Origin of the sequence: Legionella donaldsonii, assembly GCF_900452385.1 — a bacterium.
Taxonomy (GTDB): Bacteria; Pseudomonadota; Gammaproteobacteria; order Legionellales; family Legionellaceae; genus Tatlockia; species Tatlockia donaldsonii.
In genome coordinates, this window is sequence record NZ_UGOA01000001.1 from 1,290,679 (window position 1) to 1,308,601 (window position 17,923).

The window sequence follows — 17,923 nt, forward strand, 5'->3', positions numbered from 1 at the left end:
ATGAAATATCCTTACTTCAAGCAGCCACATAATCGGTTACATGATAAGTGGGTAGAGGTTTGTCAGTGAAGGTGGATTTTTGCCTTGTTGGTAATCTGATTAGAAAGTAAATTTTTTCTTTTCCAGCGCATCCCAAAATGCTCTGATTGCCTCTTCTACTTGATTATATGTGTTGGCGAGTTGCTGACTGTCCTGCGGTTTTAATTTTACTGCTTCATGAAAACGTGCCAGTGCCCTATTGAGTTGGGGTAGGGTAAGGTAATTGATGCCGCCTCGAACACGATGCAATTCTTTGCGAAGGGTTTCATCATCATGACTCGCATAAGCTTTTGCCAAGGTATCGAGACTCATTTTAAGATCAATCTCCAGCACTGATAATAACTCACGAAGAAGACTCTCATCCCCATTCATTTGATCAAGGCTTGCTTGCCAGTCGATTACCGCTGCTTTTTCCTCATCACTGATTTGGATTTCAATCCCAAGTGAGGCGGACTCTGATTGTCTCTTTTTAAACACGTACTGTTGTAAAAGGCTTTCTAACTTGGATTGCTGTAATGGCTTGCTGCAAACTTCTTGCATACCGGCCTCCAATGATTCATTCACCTTTTGAGCATCATCGGCGTGTCCTGTGATGGCTACAATGGGTACTTGTAATGCGTTTTGATTATTCAATGCACGGATCTGTTTCGTAACTTCAATACCGTCGACGTCAGGTAATCCTATATCCATCAAAATTAAATCATAGTCGTTATTTTGAACCATGGTGAGTGCTTCCATGCCATTTTCTGCATGATCATGAGCGCACTGAAAGCGATTTAAGTAAGCTTGCAGGCTTTTAGCGGCAAGGGGATTATCTTCTACTACCAGGACAGAGGCCACAGCATCGACTTTTGTTATTCCCTCTGGCTTTATGGTACGGTCAAATGGCAAGGTTTGCACGGTAGAGATTGGTGGCTGACGCACCGGTATTTTTTCTCTATCAGAATGATCAGAGACAACCAGTGGAAGATTAATAATAAAACAAGTTCCTTTACCTACTTCACTTTGTATATTAATTGTGGCATTCATCGCTTCGATGTAACGCTTCACGGTATATAGACCTAAACCTGCACCTTTGTATAATCCTTGATAAGCAGGCGTCAGGCGAGAAAAATGTTCAAATATTGTTTCAAATTTATCTTCTGGAATACCAATGCCACTGTCCTCTACCAATAATTGTAAGTTCATCTTATCGCCCAAGCGATAAGATGAGTCCCTTTCATCAAGCGATTTCACGTTGATTTTGACAAAACCGCTGTTGGTAAATTTTAAAGCGTTAGATAAAAGATTAAGCAGGGTGCGGTCAAGGTAATTCCGTAATCCACTAAAATAGGTAGGGATAGATTCCTCTATATCAAAAGACAATTTTAACTTTTTGTGAAAAGCAACCGGTTGTAAAAGATCAATGTTGTGTTTAACTAAATCACGAAGATTAAAGGACTCTACTTCTTCTGGCCGATGTCCTGATTCCAGGCGCATGGTTTCCAGAATTTCATTACAAAGTTCTAATAGTTGATCGGTTGCTCCTATTAGAAGCTGGGTATCCTCCTGTACGGTTTCAGTAATCTCTTTTAATAAAGAAAAAAAGGTTTGGGGGGTAGCTAAGTTTGCTTCTTCTGGCGTTTGTTGTAAAAAGGAACGGGCATTGTCCGCTATATTAAACATCTCTTGTGACATCCCAATAATCCCACTTAACGGGGTGCGAATATCATGGCTCATATTGGCAATGAAATCAGATTTTGCCTGGTTGGCTGCTTCAGCTGCTCTTTTAGCTTGAAGTAAGTCTTCTTCCATTTTCTTACGTTCGGTAATATCAACGGAGATGCCAACCATCCCTACAATTTCACCCTTTGTATTATGCAAAGGAACTTTATTGGATAAATAAATTTCTTTAGTTCCATCAGGGTAATGCAAAGGTTCTTCTACAGTTAATGATACTCCTTTATCCATAACCGCTCTGTCTGCTTTCCTATAGTGGGATGCTGATTTATCATCATAAAGATCGGCATAGGTTTTCCCAACGATCTCGTGTCTTGATTTTAGATGTAATAATTTAGCCATATTGTTGTTACATCCAAGGTATACGCAATCCCTGTTGATCCAATAAACACTGACTGGCATCTCGGCAATAATATTTTCCATGTAATTATAAATATTTCTCACTTGCTCTAATGTGCTTTTGCTCTCATCAATTAAATGGCTAGACAAAAGTAGGTTTAGATTACTGATTTCCTGATGAGTAGAGTCCTCAAATTCTTTTTGCATGTTTAAAAGAGACTCGTTCTTTTGATCCTGGACTGTCCCAATCAGGATGAGTTCATTCTCCTCTGGAAGGTTGGCTATATGCCACAGAACCGTTTTATCTCTGGTGTGGGAAACTAAATGTTGAGACTGTAGGGGGCTGTTTGGATCAAGATTGGGGCATACAACTGAAAAGGGTTTACCTATCGTGGTGGCTTTTTTTATTTTAAATTCCGTTTTTGCTTTAACATTGAGATCTAAAATAATGAGTTCGGATGATACCAAGATGATGGGCTGGTCAACCAGGTTTATAAACGTCGATAATATCTCTGTGGTTTTAGGCATGAAATCAACCCGGTTTAATGTTCAACCAAGTAAATGGTAGGCTAGGGAAAAAATAAAAACAAATAAGCCTGAATCATTATGCCCGCGAGTTAATTCAAATATCTATTAAAATTCTAATAAATCACCTCCAATAACTTCATTTAATAGGGAAGGTTCAATATTTTTCTCACTTAAACTCTTGTTGAGTTTGCTGGCTAAGGTTTGGATGTTAGGCTCGTAAAACATACTTTCGTGATCTCCTGGAACGATGTGGAGTTCGATGGGGCGTTTCGAATAATTTTCCCACCAATTTAAAGGGGCATCATATTGAAACATCTCGGTCAGCTTTTCGGCTTTAAACAAAATTAATTGGCTATTAATAATAGGCAATTTGTATTGCGTTAACATGTTTTCCCTATGCCACTGTAGGTCTAGCAAAAATTGAGAATTATAGACATTATTTTCTACATACTTTTTTAATAGTCTCGAATTTTGTTCCTTCATGATGTCTTGGAAATAAAGCTCATTACTTTGAAGTGTGGGATAAAATGCCCAGCCATCGAGAGAGATAATGGCTCTAACAGTTTCCCCTTTCTCCTCTAACTGTCTCGCCATTTCAATCGCGACAGTACTGCCAAATGATGAGCCGCCAAGTAAATAAGGACCATAAGGATAAATAGCCTGAAGTGAATCGATGTATGCGCTAGCCATCTCTTCCAGGGTATTAAAAATGAATTCGTTTTTATCAATGCCTGGGTCTTGTATCGCGTATAAGGGCCTTTCTTTGTCTAAATATTTGGCAAGAAGTTTATACCAAAATACACTGCCGCCAATAGGGTGAACTAAAATAAGAGGTGTTTTATCACCGGTTTCTTTGAGGGCAATAAAATTTTCAGATGGATTATAGATAGTTAATCGATCATCCGCTGTACGAGTCTCCATTTCAATTTCTTTCGCCAAAGAGTGTATCGTTGAGAACTCAAAAAAATTTCTAAGGCTTAAACACACTGAAAATTGCTCATGAATTAGCGAAATGATATTCATAGCGGAAAGTGAGTTACCTCCCAGCTCAAAAAAATCGTCATGAATTCCAAGATGGTCAATTTTTAACACAGAGCGCCAGATATTTTTTAATTGCAATTCAATATCATTATTTGGCTCTGCGTAATCATTGCTAGAAGTCAATTGTTTACAGGGTGTGGGTAAATTCTTTCTATCTACTTTTCCGCTTGGGGTTATTAAAAATTTGTCTACAACAAAGAATCGAGAAGGGATCATGTAGTCAGGAATCATTGCTTTGAGGGTGGAGCGAATATCTGTAGCAGATAGTTGAGCGTTTTGATCCAGTACAACGTAGGCTGATAACGATATTGAATTATCAGAGCCAGGTTCTGGTATGACAATGCATTGATGAATGGAGGGAATTTTTTCCAAATGGGATTCAATTTCATTCACTTCGATCCTAAATCCGCGGATTTTGACCTGACTATCACGTCGACCAATATATTCTATAATTCCGTCAGATTGCCATTTGACTAGATCACCGGTCTTGTACAACCTGTCATTCTTTTTGTTGCTGAACGGATTAGCTATGAATTTTTGCTCTGTAAATTCTTGATTATTTAAATAACCACGCGCTAAACCCTCCCCAGCGATATAGAGCTCACCTGTCATTCCGATGGGCACAGGCTGCAGTTTGTCATCCAAAATATAGGCTTTTGTATTAGAGATGGGTTTACCGATTCGACTTGCATCGCTTTCTGCATCCGCTTGTGTACAAGTCAGTGTTATTGCGTCAATAGTCGTTTCAGTTGGGCCATAAAGATTGTGTAGTTTTGCGCCAGAGGCGTTATTTTTAAAAAAAGCACCAATTGTTTCTGGCAAAAGCGCTTCACCTCCACAAAAGACCTGTTTAAGTGAATGACAGCTATCAAAACCTGGTGTAGACACTAATTCTTTCAACATGGAAGGGACAAGCTGTAAAACACTCACCTGATTGTCTTTGACTAAATTAGTCATTTGGATGGGACTGGCATGAGCGTCTGCTGGTGCTATTACGAGTTTACCTCCTATGAAGAGAGGCATAAAAAATTCCCAAACGGAGGCGTCAAATGAAAAGGGAGTCTTCTGTAGAAAGACATCCGTATTGCTAAAGGAATATTCTTTTTGCATCCATACCATGTGATTACAAATAGCACGATGGGAAATCGCTACGCCTTTTGGTTTACCAGTTGTTCCTGATGTGTAAATAACATAAGCTAAATTTGAAAAATTACTGACATGTTGTAGATTTTCATCCGGTAAATTTTTTAAATCCAGTACGGAGTTTATGTCAATAATTTTGCCTGTGTATCGATGAGGTCTTTTCTTTATTGATTGCTGATCCACGATTAATAGGTTTGCTTTACTATCATTCAGCATATAGGAAATGCGTTCATCAGGATAATTGGGGTCTAAGGGAAGGTATGCCCCTCCTGATTTTAAGATTCCCAAAATACCAACAACCATTTCTATGCTGCGATCTAAACAAATCCCTATCAAATGATCCTTCCGCACGCCCTGGTTTCTCAAGTAGCAAGCTAATTGATTAGCTTTTTGATTGAGCTCGTTATAACTAATTCCTGTACCTTGAAATACAGCAGCGATTGAATCGGGCGTTTTAGTAACTTGTTCTTCAAAGTACTGATGCAGCAGTTTTTTATAGTTATATTTAAACCCTGTATTATTCCAGGCATGCAGCACATTATTTCTTTCTTTTTTACCCATTATTGAAAGAAGGAAAATAGTTTTATCAGGACTATCAACTAAATCTTCCAGTAGTGTTAAAAAATGTCCATTCATATTTTCAAATAATGCATAAGATCCTGGCTGTGAGTTGTCATTGACATTGCTATGAAAATGGAACCAGTCGTGATTTGCTGAGATAAAAATAGTTAATTTTTTATTCGTCTTGCAGGGGGGGGGATTGTTTGCATCGATGAACCTGATACTGGCGTCAATTTGACTGGAAGACTTTTTTAATTGTGGGTAGCGAATAAAAATCTCTTTCGTGTAGGTGCTCTTTTGCAACAGCTTTGTTTTTTCGATTGAGACCAATGTTAATACATCCTTGAATGCCATAGTACTATCAAACCTGGTTGACAACGGGAGATGGTCTGATAAAAAATTATGTAGGAATAAAGGTTTCGATTGTAATTCCAGGGGGCTCAATTCTACGGATAAATTTCTATAATTGTTTAGCCGGTATAAATAAATTAAGGTAGCTGTTAACAAGATGTTCTCTAAAGAATGACCGTCACTGTCACTCGATAGTTTCTTTAGTTTCTTTAGCAAGGTATTGGGAATTCTGGTTTTCATCTCGCCAAATACGGCAACTGATTCCCCTCGTCTCGGTAGCTTAGACAAAAATGAAATCTCTTCCTGGGCACATTTTAAAAACTCATTAACCCAGAATTTTTCTACTTTAGGGTTTTGGGCAGGACTCGTTGATATTTTTTCGAGCAATCCAGCATCAATTGGGTCAAGCTTTGTAGGGATAGTGATATTCAATAAATGAACCAATGTTGGAATATCGTAATTTTCTCCATCAAGATCAGTAAGCTCTAAAATGGCAATATCGAAAGTTGCGGTAGCTACTTGAATATAACTATTTGAAAGCTTAACAATTGTTCCTGGCTCCATTCCTGAGAGTGCATTTAATTTTTTTAGCGCTTTTACGACAAAAATCTTTCCATTCATTATAATTTTGGGAACGACTAATTGATTTAAATAGTTTCCCATGGAGAGAGCCCTACACAATCGATCGATATCATCAGCGGATTTTTCCCAAGCGATAAACCCGAAATTAGCGGGCTTATCTTTTAGGCCGTAGTAGGAGCGGTATGATAAATTTTGTTTGACTGGTTTAGTGGTATTTGTAGCAAGCTCATCAACAAGTTCACGAAATGAGTGGATAGCCTTTTCGTAACATTTTAGATTTAAACTAAGTGCTGTATCAAAATCATCTATGGGAATGAGGGGTTGTTTCAGGATATTACCGGCATCAATCCTTTCATCCATAATGTGCCAACTAATCGCATGTTGTGTTTCGCCATTAAGAATCGCCCATGTCGTTGCATACAAACCAGCATATTTGGGTAATGGAGAATTGTGATAATTGATAGCGTAATAACGCGGAAGCGCCAGAATTTCTTTGGAAAGGATTTCACCATTGACTATGCTAAAGAGGAAATCAAATTTCCCACCCATGTGTTTTTTTTCAAATTGCCTAACGCTCTCAATATAAGGAATGAAATTAGCAGTACACCATTTTTCGATTTTTTCTGACGGAGATATCAAGCCAAGCAACTCATGGCCGCTAGCCAAGATAATATTTGCACATTCTAATGTCATATTATCGTCACCAATAATGTAACAGCTAAAGGTTTTTTTTGCGCTCATACATAGGCTCAATAGATAATTTGAAAATTAATAGGCAAATCAAAACTCAAGTGGAAAAACAATTCATCTGAATGAAAAGCTACTCACCAGAACTAGTCGAGTGCGGCGGTGATATGATGGCTCAGATGAGCTCCATTAGCAGGTAGTATTTTATCATAAATTTGTTGTTAAACTAATCAATGATAATAAATTTGATTCAAAGTAGCCGGGATATGTTTTTCAAATCAATAGGCTACGAAAATTTTTTAATGCTAAAGAGGTAAGACTAAATTTTCCTTAACACACCATAAAACCATCTCCGAAAATTTAAAAATCGTCGAGTCAAGACTGTTTTTTTATTATTTATTTGTTTATGATGCTCCACCGAAGACTTATTTTCTACGTCCTTAGCTATTGTGGATAATTCTTTACTCGCCTCGTCCATTTTTTATAATACAACATCTAATTCTCATCCGACCCCCTTATTTTAAAAGGGTTTTGCCATTTTTTCTTTCATTATTGATTTTTACGTTATCCACAAAAACTGTGGATAAAAATGTGTATAGAGTGGTAAATCTCAATGAACTAAAGCAGTTGAGTAGGTGCTCAACAACTTAACATGGTTGATCATCCGCTAAGCCGCATAGATTTTACGTACAGTGGCTACTGATGCTTATTGCTCCTAATTTGCGCTTTAAAATTAATGTGGGCTTGGTGGCTACTTCCATTCATAGTCGAGCTAATTCCTGTAGGAATGAATCAATAACCTAAAAAAATTACTGAATTCAGGTTAAAAGACCGGCATACAAGCACTTTAGTTGCTTGGCTCATTAAACGCATAGTAGTTATTGACAGGAATGAAACCGTCTTCCGTACAAAATGCTTGGAAAACAACATCGCGCAGCGAAGGCATCATAGGGTTGTTAAAAAATGTAATAGCATGATAAATTGAATTTTTTAATAACAGGGAAGGTCAAGGATGAGATATCTACACGTTGGATTAGGTATTTTAACGGCGGCAACAGGGATGGCACATGCTTCTCTACAATCCACTAGGGCTCAACCCACAACCTGTATTACCTCTCATTTCAGTGCGACAGGCAGTCAATACTGGAAATCAATTGTTTTAAAGTTGACGAATAATTGCAGTCAGGCCGTCGATTTTCAAAATACAACGATATCGTTTCAGACAACCGAAGCGTTAAATACGTCATTTTGGGGTGATTTTTCACCGCTGTCTTACCCTGACAACGTATTAAATATTACTTCACAACAACAACCTGGCAATCAGTTTTTAGCAACCCTTAACCTGCATTTCCCGAGCTTCTCTGGTGCTAATAGCCTTTTACCCATCGGCAGCTCTATTTCAATTAAATATGGCGCAACGACCGATAGCCATATAGAGGGTACTACCAATGTTTACCTCAGCACCGTGGTAGAAACAGGCAGTATTCAAATAACTAATTCCTCAGCGAAGCCAACGAATGTTTCGCAAAATTATGCAATGGTTCATTTGACAATGAATGGTCAATCGGTTGGCGATATCCAGTTACCCTGGCAAAGTTCAAAAACGTTATCCGGTCTTGCTGCCGGTAACTATACGATTTCAGCCGATACAGTCACCGACAGCGCCGGCAACAATTATGTAGGCCAGGCCAATCCCAGCAGTGTTAATTTAGTTGCCAATGAGACAGTGAGCTCAATAATTAGTTACGCACAGCGACAGCAACTCGGGAAATTACGCATCAATTTACAAAATGTACCTAATGAGATAGCCGGTTACAGTGAAAATCCTTCTGTCTTAATTACCCAGGCCAACTCAGGTAACTCACAAACACAATCATTAAGCTGGGGCAGTGTGACAACCGTCTCTCAATTAGCTGAGGGCTCAACTTACCAATTCTCGACATCGACCATTAATTACAATGGTTACAACTGTTTGCCAACCTTTACTCCTGCTTCTTTAGCGGCCAACGCGACCAACGTCCCAGTGACTAATTTAACCTATCAATGTATTCAGGTAGCACAAGATTCTGTGCGATTAGAGGTGAATGGCGCACCGCCTTCTTTATCTGCGTTAAAAATTACTTTAACACCCAATAACGGTTCACAGTCTGTCGAACAAACTATCGATTTAACGAATGGCAGTGGCTCAGCGTCTGTCTCTTTAACCGATGGCGTTATCTATACCGTTTCAACTAATGCGGTATCTGGCTACACGGTACGATTTTCCCCTCAGCCTTTAACAGCCACTCCAGACGCCGTTGAAATAATTAGCTTAACTCAAGAGGTTGCTTCAGGGGGACGTATTATTGGTTATATCCCGGGCTGGAAAACCCCGCCTACCGCGCAAGCCTTAGCGAATGCGGGATATACCCATGTAATGATTGCCTTTGGAGTATTTAGTACAAGTACACCTGGAGTCATCACCCCGGCTTTCGATACGGTTACGAAAGACTATATCCAGTCGCTTCATGCCGCTGGCATTAAAGTGCTTCTTTCTTTAGGCGGTGCGTTAACAAGTCTTCCTAATACAAGTGTTGATTTTCATCAAGTATTAACTGCAGCTGCTTCAGCAGAAGACTTTAAACAAACCTTTATTAATTCTTTAAATGGCTTAATCACGCAATACCATTTTGATGGTTTTGACATCGATATTGAGCACGGCATTAATGGTGGTGGGACTTTTTCTCAACCACAAGGGGATATTGCCGTACTCGCTAGCATTATCAATACGATGCACAATCAAAATCCTTCTCTCCTGATTACCTTAACGCCGCAGGTTGCTAATATTGCAGCGACAAGGGGGTTTGATCAGACCTGGGGTAATTATGCCTCGTTAGTGATGCAGACTCATACCTCTCTGGCCTGGGTTGGGATTCAGCTCTACAATACAGGCTGTGCATTTGGTATTGACCTGGTATGTTACGGTCCCATTCCTACGAATACCCCTGATTTCTCCGTCGCGATGGCTACTGATTTACTGGCAAATTGGCCTGCTAGTGTGAATGGGCAAACTACAGGCTTTCAGCCTTACATTAGCCATTTACAACCGTCACAAGTTGTCATTGGTTATCCGTCTGCTAACGCAAATGGACAAAGTGACGGCTCGCCTATAACGCCAACCGCCACGATTAAGCGCGCAATTCAATGCCTTAAAACAGCGGTTGCTGGTAATACAAGCTGCGGCAGTTATATTCCACCTCAAGCCTATGGCAATATTGGCGGTGTCTTTAATTGGGAAGTCACTTATGACCAAAGTAATAGTTTCAAATTTGCGACGGAACTAAAAAACTGTGTCATTAATGGGATTTGCAATTAATCGCCAGGTTGCACACCGTTTGAAAGAGGGCTGTGTAAACGAAGTCCGGGCTTGAATTTTGTATTCAACAATCAAAATTCAAGCCTTGCTCCATAGGTACTCCCTAGTAAGAAAATTCAGAGAATAGCATTCAGAGTAATGACAGGAATAGAAACGCAGTTGTTAATTGAAACGCTTTGTAGAGGAGCTAATTTGCTCCTTTAGTGTCTGCTGAATTCTAAAAATTCATTGCAAGACACTAAAGAATCAAATAGTATAAAAAGCGCGTTTGAAGTATTAAATGCAACAAGCGCTGACAGAGAGGAATTCGAGCGCCTCCCCGCCAGCTGACCAAATTTATCACAGGAGATAAAGATGGCTAAAGGAATCTTAGTCTATTTCAGTTTTGTATTTCAATGGCATGTCCGTAAGAAGCCACCAAAATTTCCCATTATTTACACCGGTTGAACATTAAGGGCATGGTTTACAGCGTGCTTTTAATTCGCTTTTAGCCAGAAATCTTAATTATTTCAGCGACTAGAGACACAGGAATTATTTTTTCCATTAATTCCTGTGCTAAGTCACACCTTTAAAAAATAAAGGAAGAATAATGGTGAAAACAAAGCAAGAAAGCTTGAGGAAAACGAATTTAATCGACAGTCCCTTTTTTAAAGTGTTTGCAAAGAATTACCTGGACTACTTAGGGAATAGCAGTCCTACCAACAAACAGCTAGCTGAAATCCAGGCCTTACTTTCCAATACCTGGATACGACTTCCGATTTGTTTCGACCTACGTTTAAGTGAGCAGGAAAAACAGTGCCTGTATCTATCCGCACAAGGTAAAGAGGTGAAAGAAATAGCTGCGTTTTTAAAGGTATCCACCCGAAGAGTGACTCAGCATCGGCAATCCATCTTTCAAAAATTGAATTGTAAAAATATAACCAGTGCAATTATTGTCGGGCTGCGGTTTGGGGTAATCAAAGCTGAACATCTATTAGACGAAAAGTAGATTGCTTGGGTAGATGGCAAATTCCAGATGGGGGAGATGTAAGATGTGAATCTTGATATAAATTTTGTTGTACAACTATTTAAAATAAATAGGACATTTGGCGTATTGGGACAATAAAACGATGCTTTATTAAGCATAATGCTGCTATATTCTGATTAATAAAAAGTAAGATTATTAATCATGAAATGGAATTGGCAGCTTGAGAATTGGCCTAATTATACTTGAATTAAAAATAATTGCTGTTTCGGATCCAGTACACGCAAGGTTATCTCATCGACCCTATCGCCTCCAGTAGGGATCAATGTAGCACTGGACGAAATTCAAACGTTTAAAGGCCTGTTATTTGATTCTGATGAGTAAATGCTGGTCAAAAATGATTTCTCGAAAAACCGATCTTTAAGGTGAAATTGAAGTTGGATATTCTCTTGGATGAGGAGCACTGGATTTATGTCCGATAAAATTGATGAAAAGGAGTTACCATTTAAATCGGTTCTTGATCAGACTGATGATGTCGTTATCATCACTGCAGTTGAACCTCTCAATGAGCCATTTGGGCCAAAAATCCTTTATGTCAACAAAGCGTTTACAACGCTTACCGGCTATACCCAGGAGGAAGTTCTAGGTAAAACACCCCGTATTTTACAAGGAGATAAAACGGATAAAAACACGCTAAAACGAATTAGGATCGCTTTGGAAAAAAAAGAAGCTATCCATGTTGAATTATTAAACTATGCCAAAGATCAAACAGAGTATTGGCTCGATTTTACTATTATCCCTATTAAAGATAGTAAGAAGAGGATTCAGTATTTTGCTGCGATTGAACATGATATTACTGAGCGAAAAAAACTGGAAGATGCAAAGGCTATGCTTTCTGCTCTTGTTGAGTTTTCAGGGGAAGCAATCATAGGAAAAAACCTGGAAGGGATCATACAAAGCTGGAATGAAGCAGCCAGGAATCTTTACGGTTACACTGAAAAGGAAGCCATAGGGGCTAATATAAAAATGCTATTTCCTAAGGAGAGGAAGAGAGAGTTTCAATATATCATGGATAAAATGGTTAAGGATCAACCCATTAAAGGCTTTGAAACAGTCAGAATGCATAAAGAGGGTCATATTATTCCAGTTTCTCTTACGATAGCGCCAATAAAAAATGCTCGGGGAAAGATAATAGGAGCATCAACAACAGCTCGCGATATTACCCAACAAAAAATAAACGAAGAAAAATTAAAACACCTCGCAGAACATGATGTTTTGACAGGATTGATTAATCGCCCACTCTTTGAAGATCGCCTGGTTCAAGCACTGGCTATTGCAAAAAGAACAAATTGTAATATGGCCGTTTGTTTTTTAGATATCGATGGTTTTAAAAACATTAATGATACTTACGGTCACGATATAGGCGATTTGGTATTGTGCACGGCAGCTCAATGCATGCAAAAATGTATACGGGACATTGATACGCTAGCACGGTTTGGTGGAGACGAATTTGCATTAATATTGTCCTACCTTAATGAAGAAAAGGATGTTATTAAAATAGTGAAGAAGTTAATTCGTTTATTCTCAAAAGGATTTTTGATTGAAAATTATAACCTCAAAGTTACTTTGAGTATTGGTATTTCATTGTACCCCAGAGATGGCATGAATGATCTTCTTAAGAAAGCGGATGCTGCGATGTATTACGTGAAAAAACACGGCAAGAATAATTTTATTTTTTTCAATGCAATTGATAAGAACTAATTTAGGTTGGTATTATTTGTCCTGAAATTAGGGATAAACAGTCTGGTGGCACTCGCAGGGCACGAGATAACAAGAAATCATGATTGATGACAGCCGATGGTAATGATTAATTTAACCTAATTTATTGATTATATTGCTATTAATAGCAATTCCTGCGATTAGTTTCATTCTCCAAATTCAAACGGTTTCCTTGGCGTAGATAGCCAATTAGCCTTAGTTTTGGATAGCAGGCAATACGTAGCATGTTCTATGAATATAAAAATAAATGGATTACAGTAAGCTTCAATTTTTAAAGAGGAGCGTCTCCGATGAGTATTACCATCTCCTATCTTAAAAATCATCCTCAAGTAATTCCTGCTCTAGCAAGGATTTGGCATTCTGTTTTAGGACGTGTTTGGGTGCCAGACATTCCCATCGAACGTGTCGAGCAGCGTTTTCGTGAGCATTTGAACGATGTGGTGTTGCCAATGACCTTTGTTGCTTTTGATGGAAATAAACTCGTAGGTAGTGTTTCTTTACGTGAAAATGATGGAATTCAGCCGCATTTGACGCCCTGGCTTGGTTCTCTTGTGGTCGATACAGCCTATCAAAAATGTGGTATTGGAAAAATGCTAATTGATGTCACCAAGCAAAAGGCCATTGAATTAGATTTTAAGACATTGTACCTGTTTACTTTCGATCCAACACTTCCTGCTTATTATGTGCGACAGGGATTTAATAAAATTGGTATGGATGAATTTAGAGGGCATCCTGTCACCGTGATGGAAACATCGCTGTGAGCCGTTATTGGCTACAGTCAATTGCTTTCTTTTGAAGCAGGGACTCCTATCCCGGAAATCCGCAGCAAACTCTTTTGCACATCGCCGAATTCTTCTTACAGGAGTATGGAGTTCTTTGAGCTGAATGATTAAATCTTATGCTATCATTTACTATGTCTTATTGATTATATCTCTTAAGGCCAAGGAATCGGTAATGAGCGGACATGAAAAACAAAGACATTCAACATTTCAAAGAAGACGCTAAAGCCATTTTGGAGGCAGTTCCAGATTTGTACCTTATTTTATGCCCCCGATTTAATATTGTTGGTGCAAGCGATGCGTATCTTAAAGCAACGATGCTGAAGCGAGAGGACATACTGGGACACTCTGTCTTCGATATTTTTCCAGACAATCCTGATGATACGTCAGCAACCGGCGTCAGTAATTTGCGTTACTCGTTAAATCGGGTATTAGAAGGCAAAGTTTCTGATGCGATGGCTATACAAAAATATGCTATTCGACGCCCTTCTGCTTTAGGCGGGGGTTTTGAGGAGAGGCACTGGAGTGCCATTAATTGCCCCATTCTGGATCAAGCTAACCGCGTCAAATACATTATTCATCGAGTCGTGGATGTAACAACCTTTATTCATCAGCAATCTCATGACGACCAATCAAAAATTATGGAAATCTTGCAAGGTCATGAAGGGCAGGTTGGTTGGGAAATCATGGAGAGAGCTAATAATCTTCAAGAGGTTAATAAGACGTTGCAAGAAAGAGAGGGGTATAATTCGGCTTTTTTGTCTGCTATTCCTGATGCAATGATTTTAGTGAATCGTGACGGAAAAATTGAATTTAGTAATACTCAGGCAGAAGTCATGTTTGGCTACACCAAAAAGGAATTATTAGGACAAGCAGTCGAGTTATTAATGCCTGAAAATGCGGCTAAAATACATCCTCAGCATCGTGAGGATTATTTTAATGCGCCGCGCGTACGTCCCATGGGGCTTGGCATGGAGCTTCAAGGAAAGCGAAAAAATGGGGACATATTTATCATTGAAATTAGTTTAAGTCCGTTGCAAACCCCTCAAGGAGGTAGTGCAATTGCTATTATCCGCGATGTAACGCTGCGAGTTGAACAAAACAAATTATTACAACAAAAAGAAAAGTCTCTCAGAGAATTGTATGAAACGGTTGAGAAAGAGAAATCGCAACTTAAATCGATTAATCAAAAGATGTTTATTATTACACAATTAAGTGAAACTTTTCTTGCTTGCAACACAATTGATGAAATACTGGAGTCCTTCTCATCGTTTGCTAATAAAATTCTGGGTTTCTCTAAGGGCGCTCTATATCTAATGCATAATTCACGCAACTACCTGGAAAAAAAAATTACATGGGATGATGTAAATCATTATCCAGTGATTTTTTCTTCCAATGAATGTTGGGCTTTAAGACGAGGTTGTATTCATGAGGTCAGTGAAGTGCAGCCCGGGGTTGTATGTCGGCACATCAAAGAGATGAAACAAGAACAGCAGGCATCCTTGTGCATCCCCTTAATGGCTCAAAATGAAATACTAGGCCTGTTATTGATTAATAGGGATTCTGACGAACAGAATACGTTAATTCCAGTGGTTGCAGAAACAGTCTCACTAGCGATTGCAAATATCAGATTGAAAGAATTACTTCATTCCCAGTCTATTCGTGATCCACTTACCGGCTTATTAAATCGTCGCTTTCTTGACGAATTTATGATCAAGCAAATAGGGCAAGCAAAACGTACCAAGACATCCTTGGTATTTATTATGGTTGATATTGATAATTTTAAAGCAATCAATGATAGTTTTGGCCATGAAATAGGAGACTATGTGTTATCTCGCCTGGGTAATTTACTTCCGTCTTTGGTTCGAGAAGGTGATTTGGCCTGTCGCTACGGAGGGGAAGAGTTTTTAATTGTTATACCGAACTGTGATGCTAAGAATGCAAAGCTCTTTGCTGAAAAAATACGAAATAAAGTGAGCAGAATGCGGATTGTAATTGAAGAACGGGTCTCTAATATTGCTATATCACTTGGCGTTGCAATCTATCCAGGGGATGGTTCGTCATTGAAAGAGTTAGTCGATGCAGCCGACCAGGCATTATATGCAGCTAAAAGACAAGGTAAAAATAAGACAATTATATTCACTGAAATTAATAAATAATAATTCAGATTGGTTATTTTGACAGAGTCTGCAAGGTAAGCAGTTAACAACTTAAATTTAAAAATTCTAGAGTCAAGACTGTTTTTTTAATATTTATTTGTTTATCATCACCCACGCATAGTTCTTTTTTTATTTTCTTATAAAGTCTGTGGATAATTCTTTGGTCTTCCCGTCTATTTTTTAGAAAAAAATACCGTTTAATAATTCAAAAGCCTTATTTTAAAAGGGTTTAATAAAACGCTTTAGGGATTGTTGTTTTTTTATCTTATCCACAATATCTGTGGATAAGCGTGTGTATAGAATGCTAAATCCTAATGAACTAATACAGTTATCCATGTGCTCAATTACTTAACACGGTTCTCTTACTTAAGAACACGATGAGGTAGCTAGAAACCCCTATCCAACATTCCTAGTACTCCCAAGGTGGTTTAGGGGTAGTTGGGTAAGCGGTGGGTGTCTGTGTTTTTTCAACCTTCTCGGTTGTTTGATCGCCTATTTGTTCTTCATTCTGCATGGCAGACTTTGTCTTGTAGGCCTTTTCTTTTAATTCCGGGTTTAAAATTTTTGGATTTACTCCGTGAAAATCAGTGCCGTCTAATTCTTCGACGTTCCGAGCAAAGCCATAGGTTGGGAAAAAGTAATTGAGTGCGGGCTCTAACGTAGAAGGTAAGACGTGTTCGGCAAGGATATGACCATTGTGCGAATTGGCGAAATAAACAGTCGTTGCTATACCACGTTGAGTTTGCGGATTTATTTCGGCACCAAAACCAGCCCTTGCGTTATTCATGTCGCCGGTGTGGTAAGCGCCTATTATTTGGCCCTGATTATTTTTGACTAACCCTATGCCTAGACCCCAAGTCACCTGTTCTCTATCGCTTTTAGAAACCCTTATTTTTTCAACCAGTTTATCTTCTGAATAGGGGAAGAAATCGTTGATCATCGAATAAATGGGTTCAATAGGCCTGAAGGCATAGTTTAATTGGTCGTCATTGATCCAGGCGGTTATGAATTTGGCATACTCTTCCGCTGTTGTTCTTAGACTGTTGGCGGCGACAGGTTTATTGCCATAGCTACTGTTTGGCATATTTAAAGCCCGCGGCCCAAATACGTATTCTCGAGCTAATGTTTCCAGATCCACACCGGTCAGTTCTTTAATTGCTCCTTGCAAGCAGTCAATACCAGGTCCTGAATAGGCATAATATTTACCCGGTGGAAACTGGAATTTAAATGGTTCTTCATCCGTGATATGTAAACCAGTTCTATGGGATAGTACCATTTCAGCGGTCAAGAGTTTTGCCTGTTCGTTCTGGTTCGGGAGAAATCGCTTGAGGAAGGGGTTTTCGTCATCTGGAATTATTTGTCCCTCTGTATCCCGGAACAGAGTATACAAAGGCGTTTTTAAATCAAATTCAGTCTTAAATTTCCCCAGGAATGCAGGGCGCTCTCTGTTGATTTTATTCATTTCGATTAGTTTTAAGACCAAATAAGCAAAGACGGGTTTACTCAGCGAAGCGGCCTCAAAAATTGTTCCGGGCCTAACAGGAGTAGGGGAGGACTCTTCTGTGCCAAGCGTTTCTCCTATGGGCATCGTAAAAATACCCCCATTTCTACAAGCAGCAACAGCTGCTCCCTTGATCTTGCTTGATCTCATTAAATGGTGAGTCGACTCGCGGGTAATTCCATTAACCTCATCGACTTCCTGAAGTTGAACGGTGTCTTCAGGTTCAAATTTTTCGGTAGACATTGTTTAGCTCAAGCTTAAGTGTTTATTTATTATACTATATCTTCTCTGGATCCCGGTAACGTATCCCTAACGCCAGTGTGATGATGATATTTTTATAATAATTAGTTGATATTAAAAAGAGATATGGCAAACTTCGCTTTTTTAAACGAGGAT

Annotated in this window: 8 protein-coding genes; 5 read left to right on the plus strand and 3 right to left on the minus strand. The window is 38.9% G+C overall.

The window, feature by feature from the left end:
- Positions 1-99: 99 nt before the first annotated feature.
- Positions 100-2,625, minus strand: a complete 2,526-nt coding sequence (locus DYC89_RS06030) for a response regulator (RefSeq protein ID WP_115220954.1) — start codon at positions 2,623-2,625, stop codon at positions 100-102.
- A 105-nt stretch (positions 2,626-2,730) separates the two neighbouring features.
- Positions 2,731-7,044 carry an amino acid adenylation domain-containing protein gene (locus DYC89_RS06035; protein ID WP_115220955.1) on the minus strand — a complete coding sequence of 1,438 codons (4,314 nt, stop codon included), beginning with the start codon at positions 7,042-7,044 and terminating at the stop codon, positions 2,731-2,733.
- 958 nt (positions 7,045-8,002) lie between these two features.
- Between DYC89_RS06035 and DYC89_RS06040 the strand changes: the two genes are divergently transcribed.
- The 5 genes from DYC89_RS06040 to DYC89_RS06060 all read left to right on the plus strand — a co-directional run bounded on the left by DYC89_RS06040 (position 8,003) and on the right by DYC89_RS06060 (position 16,026).
- Entirely contained in the window at positions 8,003-10,345 is a 2,343-nt protein-coding gene (locus tag DYC89_RS06040; RefSeq protein ID WP_115220956.1) for a glycosyl hydrolase family 18 protein, read from the plus strand.
- A gap of 589 nt (positions 10,346-10,934) precedes the next feature.
- Positions 10,935-11,333, plus strand: a complete 399-nt coding sequence (locus tag DYC89_RS06045; protein ID WP_115220957.1) for a response regulator transcription factor — start codon at positions 10,935-10,937, stop codon at positions 11,331-11,333.
- A 447-nt stretch (positions 11,334-11,780) separates the two neighbouring features.
- Complete coding sequence (locus tag DYC89_RS06050) at positions 11,781-13,070, plus strand: sensor domain-containing diguanylate cyclase (protein WP_181879336.1); 1,290 nt, start codon at positions 11,781-11,783, stop codon at positions 13,068-13,070.
- 308 nt (positions 13,071-13,378) lie between these two features.
- Positions 13,379-13,849 (plus strand): GNAT family N-acetyltransferase, encoded by a 471-nt coding sequence (locus DYC89_RS06055; protein ID WP_115220959.1) that lies wholly within the window; start codon positions 13,379-13,381, stop codon positions 13,847-13,849.
- A 203-nt stretch (positions 13,850-14,052) separates the two neighbouring features.
- The gene (locus DYC89_RS06060; RefSeq protein ID WP_115220960.1) at positions 14,053-16,026 is read left to right on the plus strand and encodes a sensor domain-containing diguanylate cyclase; all 1,974 of its coding nucleotides are present in this window, start codon (positions 14,053-14,055) and stop codon (positions 16,024-16,026) included.
- Positions 16,027-16,435: 409 nt separating this feature from the next.
- On the opposite strand, the gene DYC89_RS06065 is transcribed toward DYC89_RS06060, so the two are convergent.
- Positions 16,436-17,770: a serine hydrolase domain-containing protein gene (locus tag DYC89_RS06065; RefSeq protein WP_245953956.1), complete on the minus strand. Its 1,335-nt coding sequence runs from the start codon at positions 17,768-17,770 to the stop codon at positions 16,436-16,438.
- Positions 17,771-17,923 lie beyond the last annotated feature (153 nt).

Coding starts and splice junctions, on each gene's coding strand:
- DYC89_RS06040 (WP_115220956.1), top strand. CDS start 8,003: ATGAGATATCTACACGTTGGATTAGGTATTTTAACGGCGGCAACAGGG.
- DYC89_RS06060 (WP_115220960.1), top strand. CDS start 14,053: ATGAAAAACAAAGACATTCAACATTTCAAAGAAGACGCTAAAGCCATT.
- DYC89_RS06030 (WP_115220954.1), bottom strand. CDS start 2,625: ATGCCTAAAACCACAGAGATATTATCGACGTTTATAAACCTGGTTGAC.
- DYC89_RS06050 (WP_181879336.1), top strand. CDS start 11,781: ATGTCCGATAAAATTGATGAAAAGGAGTTACCATTTAAATCGGTTCTT.
- DYC89_RS06055 (WP_115220959.1), top strand. CDS start 13,379: ATGAGTATTACCATCTCCTATCTTAAAAATCATCCTCAAGTAATTCCT.
- DYC89_RS06045 (WP_115220957.1), top strand. CDS start 10,935: ATGGTGAAAACAAAGCAAGAAAGCTTGAGGAAAACGAATTTAATCGAC.
- DYC89_RS06035 (WP_115220955.1), bottom strand. CDS start 7,044: ATGAGCGCAAAAAAAACCTTTAGCTGTTACATTATTGGTGACGATAAT.
- DYC89_RS06065 (WP_245953956.1), bottom strand. CDS start 17,770: ATGTCTACCGAAAAATTTGAACCTGAAGACACCGTTCAACTTCAGGAA.